Here is a 17,500-nt window from a genome sequence, read left to right on the forward strand (position 1 = left end):
TCATCCACGGTCTCTCCCGATGATCGCCAGCACGGTCGCCGCGGCTCCCGCCGCGCGCCGCTCGTCGATGTGCGGCTCGTTCGCGCTGCCGGCACCGACTGTGCCGCCGGCGCCGCCTGCGCGGCCCGCCGCGCTCACCCGCTCGCCGACGGCCCGCCGCTCCGGCACGGCGAAGCCGCCGAACGTGCGGCGCAGCAGCGGCAGCACGTCGGTGAACTGGTCGGCGGGCAACGCGGTCAGCCAGGCGTCGACCAAGCCCAGCAGGCGCGGATCGTGCACCAGGAGCAGGCCGCCGCCGGACAGGAAGCCCTCGACCCAGGCCGCCGCCCTGACCGGGGTCTGTCCCCGGGACATGGCTCTGGACATGCGGTCGCCCGCGTCGGCGAGCTCACCGCAGTCGAGCAGGACGCGGGTGAGCCGGCCCTCGATGAGCCCGTGCAGGTCCTGCCGGTCGGCGATGCCCCGCAACGTGCCCAGCCACCGGGCCCGCGGCGAACCGCCCGCCCCGCCCTCGTCGGCCCCCTCCGCCGCGTCGCCCAGGCCCTCAGCGTCGCCGTCGGCGTCGGCCGCCGTGGAGGACGCCGTGGGCGGCGGCGAGCCGGCGGGGGGTTCGGCGAGCAGGGCGACGGCGGCGTGCACCGCGTCGACGTGTCTGAGCAGCTCGGCCGCCGCGTCGTCGTCGAGCGCGGTGACCGCGACCGGCAGCCCGACGCAGATCCGGTCGAGCATCGAGCGCACGATCACCGCCAGTCCCTCGGCCGAGGTGCCGCGCACGTCGCCGTACCGGTGGGCGCGGACCATCGCGGGCAGCGCCGCCATCAGCTGGGTGACGTCGGTGTCCAGCGCCGCCTTGGCCGACAGCGCGGCGAGCACGCCGGGCAGCGCCTGCGGCAGGTCGGCCAGCAGGCACTGCTCCACCAGCGCGGTCAGGTCGGCGAGCGTCGCCGACGCGGCCCCGGCCAGGTCGCGGGCGCGCCGCGCGGCCGCGGCCTCGACGGTGGTGCCGAGGGCGGCGTGCTCGATGAGCGCGAGGTCGTGCTCGGGCCGCCACTGCAACGTCCAGGACTCGCGGAACGTGCCCTTGCCGCGCGCCTGCCCCGGTGTGCCCCAGCCCACCTCCAGCAGCCGCAGCCGGTGCAGCAGATGGCTGCGCTCCAGGTCGAGCGGCTTGCGCAGGTCGAGGTCGAGCTCCCGGTCGAGGGCCTCGGGCCGCAGCTTCAGCCGCCGCCGCTGCTCGCGCAGGTCGCGCTGGAGCGGGACCATCGGGGTGCCGTCGGTGACGTGGCCCAGCCGGTCGCCGACGACCATCCGCCGCTGGATCAGCTCGACGGCCAGGTCGTCGCCCTCGCACAGCACCGCCCTGGCCGCCTCGGTCACCTCGCCCAGCCCGGCCAGCGGCCTGCCGCGCAGCCCGGCCAGGGCGGCGGCCAGGCGGACGGACTCGATGACGTGCGCCGAGGAGACCGGCAGCCCCTCCTCGCGCAGCACGGCGGCGGCCTCGGTGAGCCAGCGCTCGACCGGCCGGTCGGGGGCGGTGAACAGGTGGTGGTACCAGCCCGGCGAGGTGATGCCCGCGCCGTAGCCGCTCCAGGAGGCCAGCCGCCCGTACGTCCAGGGCACCCACGTCAGCTCGGCCTTCACCTTCGGCAGGCCGCGCAGCAGCGCGTTGTCGGCCGCGGCCGGGGGCAGCGGCCCGGTGAGCGCGGGCACGTGCCAGGCGCCGCAGACCACCGCGATCGTGCCGAACCCCTCCTTGATCGCGGCCCGCAGCGCCTTGCGCATGTACGCCTCGCGCCTGGCCTCCCGGCCGGCCGGCACGTGGCCCTCGCGCACGGCGGCCATGGCCTCGGCGATCACCTCGAAGGGGGTGTCGCCGCGGTGCTCGACGACGTCCTCCCACCAGCGTTCGGGATCGTCGTGCCCGGCCGCGGCGGCCAGCGCGCCGATCGGGTCGGTCCGCAGCCCGTCGCCGGTCTGGTCGGCTTCCTCGTCGTCGGCCAGGGAATGGGCGGCGGGCAGGTCGCAGAAGCGCACCGGGACGCCGGCGGCGGCGCCGTACAGGATCGCCTGCCATTCGGGCGAGAACTGCGCGAACGGCCAGAACGCGGCCCTGGCCGGCGCGCCGGGCACGTGCGCGAGCAGCGCGACCGGCGGCTCCAGGTCGGGGGCGAGCGCCACGAGCGCGTCGGCCTCCGGCGGCCCCTCGACGAGGATCGCGTCGGGCCGCAGGCGTTCGAGCTCGCGCCGCAGCGCGCGGGCCGAGCCTGGGCCGTGGTGGCGCACGCCCAGCACGGAGACGGCGCTCATGACACCTCGCGGCAGGCGCGGTAGAAGTCGCGCCAGTCGGGACGCTCGCGCACCACGGTCTCCAGGTACTCGCGCCACACCACCCGGTCGGAGACCGGCTCCTGCACCACCGCGCCCACGATCCCGGCCGCGACGTCGGAGGGCCGCAGCACGCCGTCGCCGAAGTGGGCGGCCAGCGCGATGCCGCTGGTGAGCACCGAGATCGCCTCGGCCGTGGACAGGGTGCCGCTCGGCGACTTGACCTTGGTGCGGCCGTCCTCGGTGACGCCGGCGCGCAGCTCGCGGAAGACGGTCACCACGCGCCTGATCTCGGCCAGGCCGGTGGAGGTCTCCGGCAGCTCCAGCGAGCGGCCGAGCTGGGTGACGCGGCGGGCGACGATGTGCACCTCCTCCTCGGCGCTGGCGGGCACGGGCAGCACGACGGTGTTGAACCGGCGGCGCAGGGCGCTGGACAGCTCGTTGACGCCCCGGTCGCGGTCGTTGGCGGTGGCGATGACGTTGAAGCCGCGCTCGGCCTGGACCTCGCGGTTGAGCTCGGGGATCGGCAGCGTCTTCTCCGACAGGACGGTGATCAGCGCGTCCTGGACGTCGGAGGGCATGCGGGTCAGCTCCTCGACGCGGGCGACCCGCCCCTCGGCCATGGCCCGCATCACCGGCGAGGGGGTCAGCGCCTCGAACGAGGGGCCCTCGGCCAGCAGCCTGGCGTAGTTCCAGCCGTACCGGACGGCCTCCTCCGCGGTGCCCGCGGTGCCCTGGACGAGCAGCGTCGAGTCGCCGCTGACGGCCGCGGCCAGATGCTCCGACAACCACGTCTTGGCCGTGCCGGGCACGCCGAGCAGCAGCAGCGCGCGGTCGGTCGCGAGCGTGGCCACGGCGACCTCGACGATGCGGCGGGCGCCGACGTATTTGGGGGTGACGCGGTCGTCGTCGCCCAGGATGTAGCGGGTCACCGCCCACGGCGACAACTTCCAGCCGGGGGGCCGGGGGCGGTCGTCGTCCTTGGCCAGGTAGGCCAGTTCCTCGGCGTACTGGTCTTCGGCGTGGGGACGCAGGACGGTCATGCGAGCTCCTTGTACATGTCGGCACGGAAACGCAGGAGGGCGGCGACCTGCTGGATCGGCGCCACCGGCGAGTAGCTCTCGGCCAGCGGGAACAGCGCGGGGTCGATATGCTCGCCCGCCAGCTTGACCAGCTCGCCGAGGTTCCACGGCTGGACGGCCGCCACCTTGACGATCTTGTGCAGGACGGCCGTGGCCAGGCCCTCCCGCCAATGGGACGAGACGCCGCCGAGCACCATGATCAATTGGCTGTCGAGGTCGTGCTGCTGGACGAAGCCCGCGGCGAGCTCCTGCTGCTCGGCGGGCGGGAGCGCTTCGAGCAGGTCGGCGATCGGGTCCCAGCCGAACATCGCGCGCGCCCACTCCGGGTCCTTCTGCAGCACCGCGGCCCGGACCCAGGCGGCCTTCACCTCGGCGTCCCAGTCGGGGATGCGCATCTTCAGCAGCGCGGACGGCGGCCGGCCCCAGAAGCCCAGCGGCGCGCGGGCCAGGATCTGCTGCAGCCACCAGGCCCGCTCGCCGATGCCGCGCGGCGGCTTGGGACGCACGCCGTCGCGTTCCATCGCCCGGTCGCACTCCAGGGGCGCCTCGACGGCGATGGCCGAGCCGGAGATCGACACGCAGGCCCGCGCCCGCTCGGCCATGCGCCTGGACAGGCGGGAGCCGGGCAGCCGGGTCAGCAGGTTGGCGGCGGCCTGGCGGACCTCCCGGCGGCGGTCGTCGAGCGCGGCCTCCAGGAACGGCTCGTCGCCCATGGACAGCCCGTCGGCCAGCAGCTCGACGAACTCGGCCCGGTCGTCGGGCGTCTCCCGCTCCCAGGTGCTCTCCAGCAGCTCCCTGGCCGCGTCGGGGTCGGCGGCGCGCAGGGCGCGCAGGTGGGCGCGGCGGTCGGCGGGGCCGCCCAGCTCCCAGGTCTCGCCGGTGGGCTCCTCCAGCAGGTAGCCCCACGCCGGGTTGAGACCGGCCAGCCAGCGGCCGCGCCGCCCGGCCAGGACGCCGAGATGGGCGCGGATCGAGCGGTCGCGCCGGCCTCTCTCGAGCAGGTCGGGCAGCACGTCGCAGGGCACCCTGCGGCCGGTCGCGGCGGCCGCGGCCAGCCATTCGGGCAGCAGGCGGTCGTAGTCGCCGCCCATGATCCGGACCAGCCGCCCGGCCGCGCGCCTGCCCACGGCGGGCAGGTCCTCGGCGGGGGCGGGGGCCGGCGGCGCGGCCTCGACCGGGCCGCGGCCCGCGCGCCGGCGGGCCGTCTCGACGGCGGCGGCAGCCAGCAGGTCTCCCCGGTACGGCCTGCGGTCGGTGCCCACCAGGGCCGTGGAGGCCAGGTCGTCCCAGGTCACAGAAGCACCGCCGTTCCCTCGTCGTCGTAGGTGGTGAGCGGGCGCAGGCCCTGCGGGGTCCATTCGGCGGCCAGTGTGACGGGACGGCCGCCCGAGACGGCGATCAGCCGCCAGGGGTCCCGGGCCCGCGGGTGCAGCGGCAGCCCGCCGACCGCGGTGCGGCCGGGGACGACGCCGGCCAGCACGAGCGGCCACGACTCGGTCCAGGGATCGTCGGCCAGCACCCGCGCCACCTCCTCCAGCGCCTCGCCGACCGGCACCCCGGCCGGTGGAGCGCCCTCGCCGGGAAGGGGATCGGTGTCGTGGCGGGCGGCGACGAGGGCGCGGAGGGGCGCGGCGCCCGGGTAGAAGGCGAGGTCGGCGTCGATCGTGGTGCCCGTGACCAGCGAGGCGTCGAGGGCCTGGCCGGGCGGGGCGAACGAGAGGATCAGGGCCACCCGGCCGGTGGCGCGGCCCTTGAGCCAGACGCGGCGGGCGGTCAGCCGGTCGTGCTCGTCGTCGCGGCGGCCGAGGACGTGCCAGTGGTCGCGCACCGCAGGCCCGGCCAGCACCTCCTCCCGGGTGACCGGGAAACCGGTGCGGATGCGGACGGTCTCCGCCAGGGGGGCGGGCAGCTCGGCGCGGCGGCGGTAGGCGACGGCGAGCAGGTTGATCAGCGCGTACTCCTCCAGGAGCCGGCCGGGCCAGTCGTCCTCCGCGCGCACCTGGGTCAGCCGGGACACCAGGCCCGCGACGCCGGGGGCCTGGGCGTCGATGAGGCGCTTGGCCAGGCCGTCCCAGTCGTGCTCGGCGGAGGAGGCGAGGCCCTGGCGGATCTGGTCGGCCAGCCAGCGCTCCAGCTCCGCCAGCCCGGCCCCCACCCGCGCCTGCCGCACCGTCTCCGCCTTCCCCGCCCCGGCCGCCCCAGCGCCGGCGCCCGCCCCGGCGCCCGCCCCGGTGCCGGCTCCGGCCGCCGTCCCAGCCCCCGGCCCGGTCGCGGGCGCGGGCGCGGCGGCGGCGTCGCGGGAGGTCTCGGCGCGGGCCGCGGACCTGGCGGCGCGCTCGGCGCGGCCGTCGAGCCACTCGGTGACCCACTGCGGCGCGGCCTCCTCGGCGGGCACGTCGTCGGCCGACCACAGCAGCAGCAGGCCCAGCGCGTGTTTGCAGGGGAACTTGCGGCTGGGGCAGCTGCACCGGTAGGCGGGCTCGGTCAGGTCGACGCACGCCAGGTAGGGCTTGGACCCGCTGCCCGCGCACTCGCCGTAGAGGACGCTGCCCGTCGTGCCGCGCGAGGACCACTTGCCCGCCGCGGCCACCCCCTGAGCCGCCTTCCTGGACGGCGCGTCGGGGGCGAGGGCGAGCACCTGATCACGGCTCCACCGTTCGATCACCTGCCGCAGACTAGCCAGGCCGACCGACAGTTCGCGCGGCGGGCGGCCTGCCCGCCGGACGCGGTCCGCGCGCGTCCCGGGGCCTCGTAAGATCGGCCATGTGGAGCTGAGGATCTATCCCGACGGCGCGCCCACCGAGGTCGCCGACGAGGCCGCCGCCCTGGCGCTGGCCGCCGCGCTCGACGGCCAGGCCGTCCTCGACGGCACCCGTTTCCTGCGGCGCGACGTCACCGGCGCGCCCGTCGCCTTCGTCGAGCGCCCGCCCGTGGCCGCCGCGCTCGACCTGCTCCCCCATCCGGAGGGCGGCTGGTACCGCGAGACCTGGCGCTCGCCCGTCACCCTCCGGCCCGACGGCTACCCGGGGCCGCGCGCGAGCGCCACCGGCATCTACTTCCTGCTCCAGCCGGGTGAGGAGTCCGTCCCGCACGTCGTCAGGTCGGACGAGGTGTGGTTGTGGCACCGGGGCGGCCCGCTGAGCCTGACCGTGGGAGACCGCGACGTCGTCCTCGGGCCGCTGGTCGAGCGAGGGCAGGTGCCGCAGGCGGTCGTGCCCGGCGGCGTGTGGCAGTCCGCGCGCCCGGCCGGGGACGAGGCGGTGCTGGTGAGCTGCGTCGTGTCGCCGGGGTTCGACTTCGCCGATTTCACCGCGTGATCGTAAAGATCGTCTTATATAGAAGGCATGCCGGGCATCGAGGCGGCCCTGACCGCCGCTGGGAAGAGCGTCGCGGAGCGCGCCATGCGCGAATGGCTGGCCGTCCGGGCCGCGCGCAAGGACCGGACGAGTGAGCTGAAGGACCTGGTCCAGAGCGGCTTTCGCGACCGGCTGGCGCACCGGAAGATCGACAACCAGCTCCAGGGCATCGCGCTGGCCGTCGAGGGCCGGCTGTCACGGCTCATCGAGCAGGAGTTCCGCGGGCTGGACGAGTCCGCGCGGGCCGCCGTCCTGCTGGAGACCGTGGCCGCGCTGCGCGCCGCCGACCTGTCGGACGAGGCGCTGTTCGAGTCCGACGCCGACCCGGCCAAGCTCGCCGAGCGCATCCTGGCCGCCCTCCCGGAACCGCGTCTCGGGGAGGCCGAGGACCGCCTGTACGCCGTCCTGCTCGCCGAGTCCGTCGACTGCCTTGTCGGCCTGATGCGGCAGCTCCCCCAGTACGTGCCGCGCGCCGCCACCGAGACGCTGGGCAGGCTGAGCGGCCTGGCCGAGGGCGTGGAACGGCTGCTCGCCAGGATGCCGCAGCGCACCCTGGAGGCCCCGGAGGGCACCCAGGACGACGCCGCGTTCGAACGCCTCTACCTCGGTTTCGCCAGCCGCACCCTCGACGAGGTCGAGCTGTTCGGCGTCCGGGTGGAGACCTACCGCCCGCGCACGTCGCTGAGCATGGCCTACATCAGCCTCAACGTCTCCTCCGGCGAGCGCGGGCCGCGCGCGCCGGAGCGGCTGTCGATCGCCGCGCTCACCGGCGGGCATCCCGCCGAGCGCGGCGCCGAGCGCATCGAGTCGGCGCTCGGCCGCGCCCGGCTCACGCTGCTGCGCGGCGACGCCGGTTCGGGCAAGAGCACGTTGCTGCGCTGGCTCGCGGTGACCGCCGCGCGCGGCGGCTTCTCGGGCGACCTGGCCGCCTGGAACGGCTGCGTGCCGCTGATGATCAAGCTGAGGAGCCATTCGTCGGGACGGCTGCCCGCGCCCGCCGCCTTTCTCGACGACGTCGCGCGGGAGGTCGCCGGGCGCATGCCGCGCGGCTGGGTGGAGCGCGTGCTGGACTCCGGCCGCGGCCTGCTGCTGGTCGACGGGGTGGACGAGCTGCTCGTCCGGCACCGGCCGGCCGTGCGGGAGTGGTTGTCGCGGCTGCTGGCGGCCTATCCGGGGCTGCGGGTCGTGGTGACCTCGCGTCCGACCGCCGCCGACGCCCGCTGGCTGGCCGACGAGGGGTTCGCGGCGTCGACGCTGGAGCCGATGACGCCCGACGACCAGCGGGAGCTGATCCGCCAGTGGCACGTCGCGATGCGCGACTGCCCGAGCCTGCCGTGCGAGCCGGGCGAGCTGGAGGGCTACGAGGTCGCCCTGCTGGCCCGCATGGAGTCCAATCCGCACCTGGGCGTGGTCGCCTCGACCCCGCTGCTGGCCGCCATGTTGTGCGCGCTCAACCTCGACCGCCGCACTCAGCTCCCGCGCAGCCGGATGGGCTTCTACGACGCCGTGCTGAGCCTGCTGCTGGAACGCCGCGACGCCGAGCGGCGGATCGACGACGACGTGTCCCTCGACCCCGACCAGAAGGTGTGGATCCTGCGCGACCTGGCCTGGCGGCTGGTGTCGATGGGCCGTTCCGAGCTGTCGAAGGCGACCGCGCTGCGCCGGGTCGAGCAGAAGCTCGCCTCGATGACCCGCGTCTCGCACACCGCCTCCGACGTGCTGGAACACCTGCTGCGCAGGAGCGGCGTGCTGCGCGAGCCGGTGCCCGGCCGGATCGACTTCGCGCACCGGACCGTGCAGGAGTACCTGGCCGCCGGGCAGCTCGTGGAGGACGAGGACGTCGAAGCCGCGGTCGAGCGGGCCCACCTGGACCAGTGGCGCGAGGTCGTGGTGATGGCCGCCGGGCACGCGAACGGCCGGCTGCGCGGTGAGCTGCTGGGCGGCCTGCTGGACCGGGCCGACCAGGGCGGCAAGCACGCCCGCCGGCTGCGGCTGCTGGTGGCCGCGTGCCTGGAGACCGTCCAGGAGATCCCGGCGGGGCTGCGCGACCGGGTGGAGGCGTGCCTGGCGCAGGTGATCCCGCCGCGTACGGAGGAGGAGGCGACCCTGCTGGCGGCGGCGGGCGAGGAGATCCTGCGCCGCCTGCCCCGCGACCTGACGGCCCTGCCGGTGCAGCGCGCGGCGTGGACGGTCCGCACGACGTTCCTGATCAACGGCCCCGAGGCCCTGGACCGCCTGGCCGGATACGCCGCCGACCCGCGGTGGCAGGTACGGGAGCAGCTTCGCCAGGGCTGGGAGTACTTCGACGCCGACGTCTACGCCCGGCGCGTCCTGGCCGACATGGAGGACGTCACCTTCTCCAGCGCCCGCCATCTGCGCAGCGCCTGCCTGCTGAAGGCGGCAGACGTGCGCGTCACCGTGCCCACTCCCCTCCCCGACCTGCGGTTCCTCCGCGACCTGCCACAGACGGAGTCGCTGAGCCTGCAGGACGCCCAGATCCGGTCCCTGGACGGGGTGGAGTCGCTGCCCCGGCTGACCCATCTCGGCCTGTTCTTCTACGACGAGCCGCGCGCCGTGGACGTGGCCCGCCTGGACGAGTCGCGACAGCTGCGCACCCTGCGGCTGTGGGGGGTCCGGCTCGACGATCCGTCCTTCCTCGACCGGCTGCCCCGCCTGAACGATCTCCTCATCGACCTGCTCGACGACGGCCGGGACTCCTGGCACGCGCCGCTCGCCCGCCAGGACGAGCTGGAGTCGCTGCACGTGAGGCGCGAGGGCCTGCCGCTGCCCGGCACGGTCCTTTCCGGGATGCGGCGGCTGCGGCAGTTGTGGCTGGACGGCGTCGCGGAGGCCGGCGCCTGCCTCGACGCCGCCGCCCGGACCTGCCCGGCCGTCACGGAGGTGTCCCTCGACGGGGTCGGCGGGCTCGACCTCGCGCCGCTCGGCGGGTTCTCCCTGACCCGCCTGCGCCTGCGCCACTGCCCCGCCCTGACGGATCTCGGCCCGCTGCGCGGCCAGACGCGGCTCTCCTCCCTCACCCTGGCGCTGTGCCCCGCCGTGACCGACCTATCGCCGCTCGCCGCGCTCCCTCAGCTCCGCAGCCTGAGCCTGTTCCTCATGCCCCACGACCTCGACGTGAGCCCGCTGGCCGGGATGCCGGGGCTCACCGTCCGGCTCGGGCACACGCAGCGGGTCGTCAACGGGGACGGCGTGCGGATCAGGAGGGTGTGACGTCCCGGCAGGGGTGGGCGGCGCCTTTTACTACCCGGCATTTCGTGCTAAACGTGGCAATATCCCGTTCGGAGTTCCCATCAACCGGCCATGGCCGGCCTGGCGCCCTGCCCTGATCACCGTCCAGGCCGTCGTCACAGAACTTGCACGGCGTGTACACGTTCACCCCCCGGGACGCCCGGCGTCCGCCCGTGCGCGGGCGCCGCGTCCCGCTGGACGAGAAGGGGAACCACCATGACCCTGCCCCTCGCCGCGACCCCCGCCGTCGACTCCGCCCCCGCCCGCCGCCGCGGACTCGTGCTGCTGCTCAGCGCCCTGGTGGGATTCCTGCTGACCGTGGTGTGGTCGGCCGAGTTCGTGGACCAGACGATCGGCTCGACGGTCGCCGACACGATGCTCGGCCGCGACGCCGACGCCACCCCCATCGCCGGGACGCTCTCCGGCATCGTGTTCGCCTTCGCCTCCGGCCTGGCGGGCTCGTTCACCGCCTGCAACATCGCCGCGCTCGGCGCGGTCGCGCCCCTGGTCGGGGCCAGGCCGTCGGTCGGCGCGCGGATCCGCGGCACGCTGCGCCCGCTCGGCTGGCTGGCGGCCGGCGCGCTGACCGTGTCCGGCGCGTACGGCGTCGTGGTGGGGATCGTGGGCACCGCCATGCCGCAGTTCGCCACGGCCAGGCCCGCGCCGGGCACCCTGTCCCCCGGCCTGGTCCAGGCGATGGTCACGTTCGGGCTGATCGGGCTGGCCTTCCTCTACCTGGGCCTGGCCGCGCTCGGCTACCTGCCCGACCCGCTGGCCCGCCACCCGAGGGCCCGCATGGCCGTCATGGGCGCGCTGATCGGCGGCTTCCTGATCGGCCGCCCGTTCCCGCTGTTCCGCCAGCTCTTCCGGGACGCCGCCGAGAGCCACAACCCCCTGTACGGCGCGCTGGCGTTCATGCTGCAGTCGGCCGGCAACCTCGTCGTCATGTCGGTCCTGTTCGTGCTGCTCGCCCTGGCCACCGGGGGCCGCGCGCACCGCTGGCTGACCGCCACCCCGGCCCGCCTGGCCCTCATCACCGGCGCGGCGCTCGTCGTGGCCGGCGTCTTCACCCTTCTGTACTGGGACGTCCGGATCCTGGCCCGCCGCGACCTCATCTGGTACCCGACGGCGCCCTGGAGCTGACCGGCACGGCGGCTGCCCGCGGGCGGGCTACCGGCCGTTTCTGCGGGAAGGAGGAAAGGTGACCGTGGGAGGTGCGCGATGAGGGCCGTCATGAACGCCGCGCTGTTGCGGATCCGCAGGCACCGGCCGGACCGCAACCCGTTGCGCCGCCGCTCCGACCGGGTGGAGAGCGCCGTGCTGGCGGTGGCGGTGCTGCTCGTCCTGCTGAGCGTCTGGCCGGCCGTGCTGGCCGGCCGGGTCACCTACGAGGGCGGCCTGCGCGAGGCCCGCGTGGGCCCCGGCTTCCGGCAGCAGGTGACCGCGACGGCGCTGCGGGAGCCGCGGCCCGTGCGGCCGTCGTTCGGCGAGGCGGCGACCACCATGGTCCCGGCGAGCTGGACCACCCCGGCGGGGGTGGCCAGGACCGGGCAGGTCCAGGTGCCGGCCGGCACGCGGGCGGGCCAGACCGTCCCCCTGTGGATCGACCGCGCGGGCGACCCCACCACGCCGCCGCCGAGCCGCACCGACGTGGTCCTGCGTGGCGTAGGCATGGCGGCGTTCGTCCAGGTGCTGGCCTTCCTGCTGGTGCTGGGGGCCGTCGCGGCGCTGCGCCGGCTGCTGGACCGGCGCAGGTACGCCGACTGGGACGCCGCCTGGATCCGCGCCAACGACCGGTGGCGCCGCCCGCGCCGCCCGTAGCCGCGCCGTCCGGTTTACCGCCGTGTGTCCGGGCAGCCGTACGCGGGAGGAGGCGAGCCATGCAAGCCAAGGAGTGGACGGTCCGGATCAGTCTCGCCGAGGACGGCGACGACACCTCGGCGCGGGCGGTCCTGACCGTCCCGGACGGCACGCGGGTCGAGGGCTCGGGCCACGCCCGCCGCAACCCCGCCGACCCGTCCATGCCCGAGGTCGGGGACGAGCTGGCCGTCGCGCGGGCGCTGGCCGACCTGGCCGGACGGCTGTCCAGCGACGCCCGGCACGAGCTCGGCGACGGCGGCCCGGTGCCGACCAGGTCCTGGTGAGGGCGGCGAAAACGACTTGACGCGCCCGCCCCCGGTCCGCTGACATGGCCCCCGCGGATCGTACGGACCGAGGGGGACGCGCATGGGCGGCAGGATGCACGCGGACGAGGCCGACATCGACGAGGCCCTCGTCCGGCGGCTGCTGGCCGCGCAGTTCCCGCGGTGGGCCGGTCTCCCGCTGCGCCGTTTTCCCTCCTCCGGCACCGTCAACGCGGTCTTCCGGCTCGGTGACGACCTGGCCGTCCGCCTGCCGCGCGTCAGGCAGGGCGCCGGCGACGTCGCCCGGGAGGGGCGGTGGTTGCCGCTGCTGGCCCCCGCGCTGCCCATCCCGATCCCGTCGGTGCTCGGCCAGGGCCTGCCGGGTGAGGGTTTTCCCTGGCCGTGGTCGGTGTGCCGGTGGCTGGACGGCGACAATCCGGAGGCCGGGGCGCTCTCCGGCGGCGGGGAGGCGCTGGCCGCCGACCTGGCGTCGTTCGTCGCCGCGCTGCGCGAGGTCGAGCCCGCCGGCGCGCCCGGCGCCTACCGGGGCGGCCCGCTGTCCCGCCTGGACGAGGCCACCCGGGCCGCGATCGGCGAGCTCGACGGCATGATCGACACCGCCGCCGCCACGGCCGCATGGAAGGAGGCGCTGAGCGCGCCCGAATGGCAGGGCGGGCCCGTCTGGGTGCACGCCGACCTGATGCCGGGCAACCTGCTGGTCCGCGACGGACGGCTGAGCGGGGTCATCGACTGGGGCACGGCCGGCGCGGGCGACCCGGCCTGCGACCTGATCCCGGCCTGGAACCTGCTGCCGCCCGCCGGTCGCGAGGTCTTCCGGGCCGCGCTCGGCGCCGACGACGCCACCTGGGCGCGCGGCCGCGGCCGGGCCCTGTCCATGGCGCTGATCCAGCTCCCCTACTACAAGGACACCAACCCGGCCATGGCGGCCAACGCCCGCCACGTGATCCGCGAGGTCCTCGGCAGCCCGCGCTGAACCGCGCACCGAACCGCACGCTGAATCGCACGCTGACGGGTTTCTTGGGTTTTTTCCGGCGAGATGATTGTCTGTCCGGAGGAACTACGAGGAGGCCACCGGTGAGCCGTCAGATCGTGTCAATCGTGGGTGGGAAGGACACCACCGGCGAGAGCGTGTACGAGTCGACCAACCCCGCCCGCCCCGGCGAGGTCGTGGCCCGGGTCGGCCTGGCCGACGCCGCCGCGTTCGCCGCCGCCTGCCGCACCGCCAAGGAGGCCCAGCGCGAGTGGGCCAAGGTGCCGGCGCCGGTGCGCGGCCGGGTGATCGCCTCCATCGGGCGGCTGGTCGAGGCCAACGCCGAGAGCCTGGCCCGCCTGGTCACCCGGGAGATCGGCAAGCCGTACGCCGAGGCGCTGGGCGAGGTGCGGGAGATCGTCGACACCTGCGACTTCTTCCTGGGCGAGGGCCGCCGGCTCTACGGGCAGACCGTTCCGTCGGAGATGCCGGACAAGAACCTGTTCACCTTCCGCAACCCGGTCGGGGTCGCCGCGGTGATCACGGCGGGCAACTTCCCCGTGGCCGTGCCGTCCTGGTACCTCGTGCCCGCGCTGCTGTGCGGCAACGCCGTGGTGTGGAAGCCCGCCGAGTACGCCGCCGCCTCCGCCGAGGCCATGTACCGGCTGTTCGCCGCCTCGGGGCTGCCCGACGGGGTGCTCAACGTGGTCTTCGCCGACGGCGCGCAGACCTTCGCGGGGCTGGAGCTGGCCCTGGAGGAGGGCAGCGTGCACAAGGTCGGCTTCACCGGGTCGAGCGAGGTCGGCCGGAAGGTCGGCGAGCTGGCCGGGCGCCACCTGCAGTCGGCGTGCCTGGAGCTCGGCGGCAAGAACCCGATGGTGATCATGCCGGACGCCGACCTCGACCTGGCCGTCGAGGGCGCGCTGTTCTCCGGCTTCGGCACCGCCGGCCAGCGTTGCACGAGCCTGGGCACGGTCATCGTGCACGAGAGCGTGCACGACGAGTTCGTCGAGCGGTTCGCGCGGGCGACCGGCGCGGCCAGGATCGGCGACCCCGAGCAGGACGTGCTGGCCGGCCCGCTGCTCGACCAGAAGTTCGCCGACCGGTACGAGGAGTACCTGACCTGGATCCAGCCCCACCACCAGGTCGTCTCGGGCAGCACGGGCAGGATCACCAAGGACAACCCGCGCGGCGACTTCGACGGCGACGGCGGCCTCTACTACCACCCGGTCATCGTCGACGGCGTGCGGCCCGGCGACCGGCTGTTCCTGGAGGAGACGTTCGGCCCGATCGTCGGCGTCACCACCTTCACCACCCTGGACGAGGCCGTCGAGCTGGCCAACCGCCCCGGTTACGGCCTGTCGAGCTCGATCTACACGACCAGCCCCACGCACGCCTTCCGCTTCCGCGAGGGCATCTCGGCCGGCATGGTCAGCGTCAACAACTCCACCTCCGGCGCCGAGGCCCACCTGCCCTTCGGCGGCAACGGCAAGTCGGGCAACGGCAGCCGCCAGTCGGGCATGTGGGTGCTCGACCAGTTCACCCGCTGGCAGGCGATGAACTGGGACTTCTCGGGCCGGCTGCAGAAGGCCCAGATGGACGTGGCGGAGATCGTCCCGGATCTGGAGTTCCGGATCTGACACGGAAGAAGCCGCCCCCGGCCGGGGGCGGCTTCTTGCGTGTGCGGGCGGATCAGACCTGGCCGGCCTTCTCCAGGGCCTCGCAGCAGGTGTTCACCAGCAGGCGGGTGACCACGTATGGGTCGACGTTGGCGTTCGGGCGGCGGTCCTCGATGTAGCCCTTCTTGTCCACCTCGACCTGCCACGGGATGCGCACGGACGCGCCGCGGTTGGACACGCCGTAGGTGTACTTGTTCCACGGGGCGGTCTCGTGGTGGCCGGTCAGGCGCAGCTCGATGTCGGCGCCGTACTGGGAGACGTGCTCCATGGGCTTGTCGCCCTCGCCGAGCGCCTCGCAGGCGGTGATGATGGCGTCGTAGCTCTCGCGCATCGCCTTGGTGGAGAAGTTGGTGTGCGCGCCGGCGCCGTTCCAGTCGCCGCGGGCGGGCTTGGCGTCGAGGGTGGCCTCGACGCCGAACTCCTCGGCCGTCCGGTAGAGCAGGTAGCGGGCGACCCACATGTGGTCGGAGACCTCGAGGGGGCCGGCCGGGCCGATCTGGAACTCCCACTGGCCGGGCATGACCTCGGCGTTGATGCCGGAGACGGCCAGGCCGGCCGCCAGGCAGCGGTCGAGGTGCAGCTCGACGATCTCGCGGCCGAACACGGCCTCGGCGCCCACGCCGCAGTAGTAGTGGCCCTGCGGGGCGGGGAAGCCGCCCTCGGGGAAGCCGAGCGGGCGGCTGCCCTTGAAGAAGGTGTACTCCTGCTCGATGCCGAACCAGGACTCCTGGTCGGCGTACCGCTCGGCGATCGGGCGCAGCAGGGCGCGGGTGTTGCTGGAGTGGGGCGTCCCGTCGATCTCCTCGACCTCGCACAGGACGAGCACGTTGTCGCCGCCGCGGATCGGGTCGGGGCAGGTGAACACCGGGCGCAGCACGCGGTCGGAGGCGTGGCCCTTGGCCTGGTTGGTGCTGGAGCCGTCGAAGCCCCAGACCGGAGGCTCGGCACCGTCAGCCAGGATCTTCGTCTTCGAGCGCAGCAGAGCCGTGGGCTCGGTGCCGTCGATCCAGATGTACTCAGCCTTGTAGCTCACGGTGGTCCTTTCGGGATTTCTCTCAGCCACGCCGAGTCTTATGGACGGCCATTTCCCGGTTTTTGCCCGAATGTGAACGCCATGTTAATCGTGCCGCCACCCGTGCCGCTATTAGGGGGTAAATCCAATAAAGCCGGTTAGCTGAGGCAGGTCGGCCGTCCGGGGGACGGCGGCCGTACGACGATCGAGCCCGGGGGATGATGATCATGGACGATGTCTGGTTCGGCGCGCTGCTCGCGCCCGAGGCGGCCGACGGCGAGCGGGTCCTGCGGCACGCCGAGCTCGCCGACCGGCTCGGCCTGGACCTGGTCGGCGTCCAGGACCACCCCTACCAGGCGGGTTTCCTGGACTCCTGGACCCTGCTGGCCGCCATCGCGCAGCGCACCGAGCGCGTCCGGCTGGTGCCCGACGTGGCCAACCTGCCGCTGCGCCCGCCCGCCGTGCTGGCCAGGGCCGCCGCCTCGCTGGACATCCTCAGCGGCGGCCGGGTGGAGCTGGGGGTCGGCGCGGGCGCGCTGTGGGACGCCATCGCCGCCATGGGCGGCCCCCGGCTCTCCCCCGGCGAGTCGATCGAGGCGCTGGCCGAGGCGATCACCGTCATCCGGGCGCTGTGGACCCCGGGCGACCCGGTGACCTTCTCCGGCGGCCATCACCGGCTGGCGGGCGCGCGGCCCGGCCCGTTCCCGCCGCACCCGATCGGAATCTGGATCGGCGCGACCAGGCGGCGCATGCTGGAGCTGACCGGCCGGACGGGCGACGGCTGGCTGACCTCGTCCTTCCACAGCCCGCCCGAGGCCGTGACCGCGCAGGCCAGGATCCTCGACGCGGCCGCCGCCGACGCCGGGCGCGACCCGGCGGCGATCCGCAAGGTCTACAACCTCGGCGGCAGCCTGTCGCCGCTGCCCGGCGCGGGCTTCCTCGACGGGCCCGCCGCCCTGTGGGCCGAGCAGCTCACGGAGCTGGTGTTCGAGGCCGGCATGAGCGGGTTCGTGCTGGCCCCGGGGGTGGAGGCCGAGCGGGACCTGCGGGTGTTCACCGAGGAGGTCGCGCCCGCCGTACGGGCGGCCGTGGCCAGGGAGCGCGGCCGGCCCGCGCCCGAGCCGGTCCGCCCGCAGGTGACGATCCCCGACCTGGACGAGGCCGGCCGGCCCAGGACGGCGGGCGGCGACCCCGCGTCCCTGACCCCCGGCCAGGCCCGGCTGGGCCGCCGCCTGGTGGACGTGCACGACGGCTACCGCGCCCAGCTCCGCCAGGTCAGGGACGCGGTCGAGCAGGTCGCCGCCGAGACCGCGGCCCCGCACCAGGACGGCGACCGGCTCGCGCTGCGCCAGAACCACTGGACGCTCGGCGTGTTCTGCGCGACCTTCCGCCGCCTGCTGACCGTGCACCACGACGTCGAGCACGACAGCACCTTCCCCGCCCTCACGGAGCGCGACCCCGCCCTGGAGCCGGTGGTCAAGAAGCTGGAGCAGGAGCACGAGGTCATCGCCGAGCTGCTGGACCGCCTGGACCGGGCGTGCGCGGAGATGATCGCCGACCCGGCCAGGATCGACCGGGTCCGGACCGGCGTCGAACGGCTCTCGCAGGCCTTGACCTCGCACTTCGCCTACGAGGAGGAGGAACTGGCCGAGCCGGTCGGCCGCCTGGAGATCGGCCTCTAGC

Annotated in this window: 13 protein-coding genes; 8 read left to right on the top strand and 5 right to left on the bottom strand. The window is 74.9% G+C overall.

The features are described 5' to 3' along the window. From AB0J71_RS12700 to AB0J71_RS12715, 4 genes are read right to left on the bottom strand one after another with little or no spacing between them, the layout of a single operon-like run. Window positions 1–2,307, bottom strand: coding sequence for a DUF5682 family protein (locus AB0J71_RS12700; protein ID WP_364414135.1), 2,307 nt, complete (start codon window positions 2,305–2,307; stop codon window positions 1–3). Continuing rightward, entirely contained in the window at window positions 2,304–3,368 is a 1,065-nt protein-coding gene (locus AB0J71_RS12705) for an AAA family ATPase (RefSeq protein WP_352323438.1), read from the bottom strand. The genes AB0J71_RS12700 and AB0J71_RS12705 overlap by 4 nt, the downstream gene beginning before the upstream one ends. Further along, window positions 3,365–4,702: a DUF5691 domain-containing protein gene (locus AB0J71_RS12710; RefSeq protein ID WP_364389994.1), complete on the bottom strand. Its 1,338-nt coding sequence runs from the start codon at window positions 4,700–4,702 to the stop codon at window positions 3,365–3,367. Before AB0J71_RS12710 ends, AB0J71_RS12705 begins: the two co-directional genes overlap by 4 nt. Continuing rightward, window positions 4,699–6,072: an SWIM zinc finger family protein gene (locus tag AB0J71_RS12715; protein WP_352330763.1), complete on the bottom strand. Its 1,374-nt coding sequence runs from the start codon at window positions 6,070–6,072 to the stop codon at window positions 4,699–4,701. Before AB0J71_RS12715 ends, AB0J71_RS12710 begins: the two co-directional genes overlap by 4 nt. A 100-nt stretch (window positions 6,073–6,172) precedes the next feature. On the opposite strand from AB0J71_RS12715, the gene AB0J71_RS12720 reads away from it, so the two are divergent. The 7 genes from AB0J71_RS12720 to AB0J71_RS12750 all read left to right on the top strand — a co-directional run bounded on the left by AB0J71_RS12720 (window position 6,173) and on the right by AB0J71_RS12750 (window position 14,766). Continuing rightward, window positions 6,173–6,724 carry a cupin domain-containing protein gene (locus AB0J71_RS12720; protein ID WP_364414137.1) on the top strand — a complete coding sequence of 184 codons (552 nt, stop codon included), beginning with the start codon at window positions 6,173–6,175 and terminating at the stop codon, window positions 6,722–6,724. A gap of 27 nt (window positions 6,725–6,751) precedes the next feature. After that, window positions 6,752–9,994 carry an NACHT domain-containing protein gene (locus tag AB0J71_RS12725; RefSeq protein WP_364414139.1) on the top strand — a complete coding sequence of 1,081 codons (3,243 nt, stop codon included), beginning with the start codon at window positions 6,752–6,754 and terminating at the stop codon, window positions 9,992–9,994. A gap of 234 nt (window positions 9,995–10,228) precedes the next feature. Continuing rightward, window positions 10,229–11,155 (top strand): hypothetical protein, encoded by a 927-nt coding sequence (locus tag AB0J71_RS12730; RefSeq protein WP_364414141.1) that lies wholly within the window; start codon window positions 10,229–10,231, stop codon window positions 11,153–11,155. 78 nt (window positions 11,156–11,233) lie between these two features. Beyond that, window positions 11,234–11,833 (top strand): hypothetical protein, encoded by a 600-nt coding sequence (locus AB0J71_RS12735; RefSeq protein WP_364414143.1) that lies wholly within the window; start codon window positions 11,234–11,236, stop codon window positions 11,831–11,833. A gap of 59 nt (window positions 11,834–11,892) precedes the next feature. Next, window positions 11,893–12,156 (top strand): DUF1876 domain-containing protein, encoded by a 264-nt coding sequence (locus tag AB0J71_RS12740; RefSeq protein ID WP_352324885.1) that lies wholly within the window; start codon window positions 11,893–11,895, stop codon window positions 12,154–12,156. A gap of 82 nt (window positions 12,157–12,238) precedes the next feature. Beyond that, a complete protein-coding gene (locus AB0J71_RS12745) occupies window positions 12,239–13,129 on the top strand; it encodes an aminoglycoside phosphotransferase family protein (protein ID WP_364414145.1) in 891 nt (296 codons plus the stop codon). 125 nt (window positions 13,130–13,254) lie between these two features. After that, window positions 13,255–14,766: an aldehyde dehydrogenase family protein gene (locus tag AB0J71_RS12750; protein ID WP_364414147.1), complete on the top strand. Its 1,512-nt coding sequence runs from the start codon at window positions 13,255–13,257 to the stop codon at window positions 14,764–14,766. A gap of 52 nt (window positions 14,767–14,818) precedes the next feature. Here AB0J71_RS12750 and glnII read toward each other — a convergent pair whose 3' ends face one another. Beyond that, window positions 14,819–15,838 (bottom strand): glutamine synthetase, encoded by a 1,020-nt coding sequence (gene glnII, locus AB0J71_RS12755; protein WP_352324888.1) that lies wholly within the window; start codon window positions 15,836–15,838, stop codon window positions 14,819–14,821. A gap of 206 nt (window positions 15,839–16,044) precedes the next feature. Here glnII and AB0J71_RS12760 point away from each other — a divergent pair, with 206 nt between their 5' ends. After that, window positions 16,045–17,499 carry an LLM class flavin-dependent oxidoreductase gene (locus AB0J71_RS12760; protein ID WP_364414149.1) on the top strand — a complete coding sequence of 485 codons (1,455 nt, stop codon included), beginning with the start codon at window positions 16,045–16,047 and terminating at the stop codon, window positions 17,497–17,499. Window position 17,500 lies beyond the last annotated feature (1 nt).

The organism is Nonomuraea sp. NPDC049637, from assembly GCF_040675235.1.
Lineage (GTDB): Bacteria > Actinomycetota > Actinomycetes > Streptosporangiales > Streptosporangiaceae > Nonomuraea.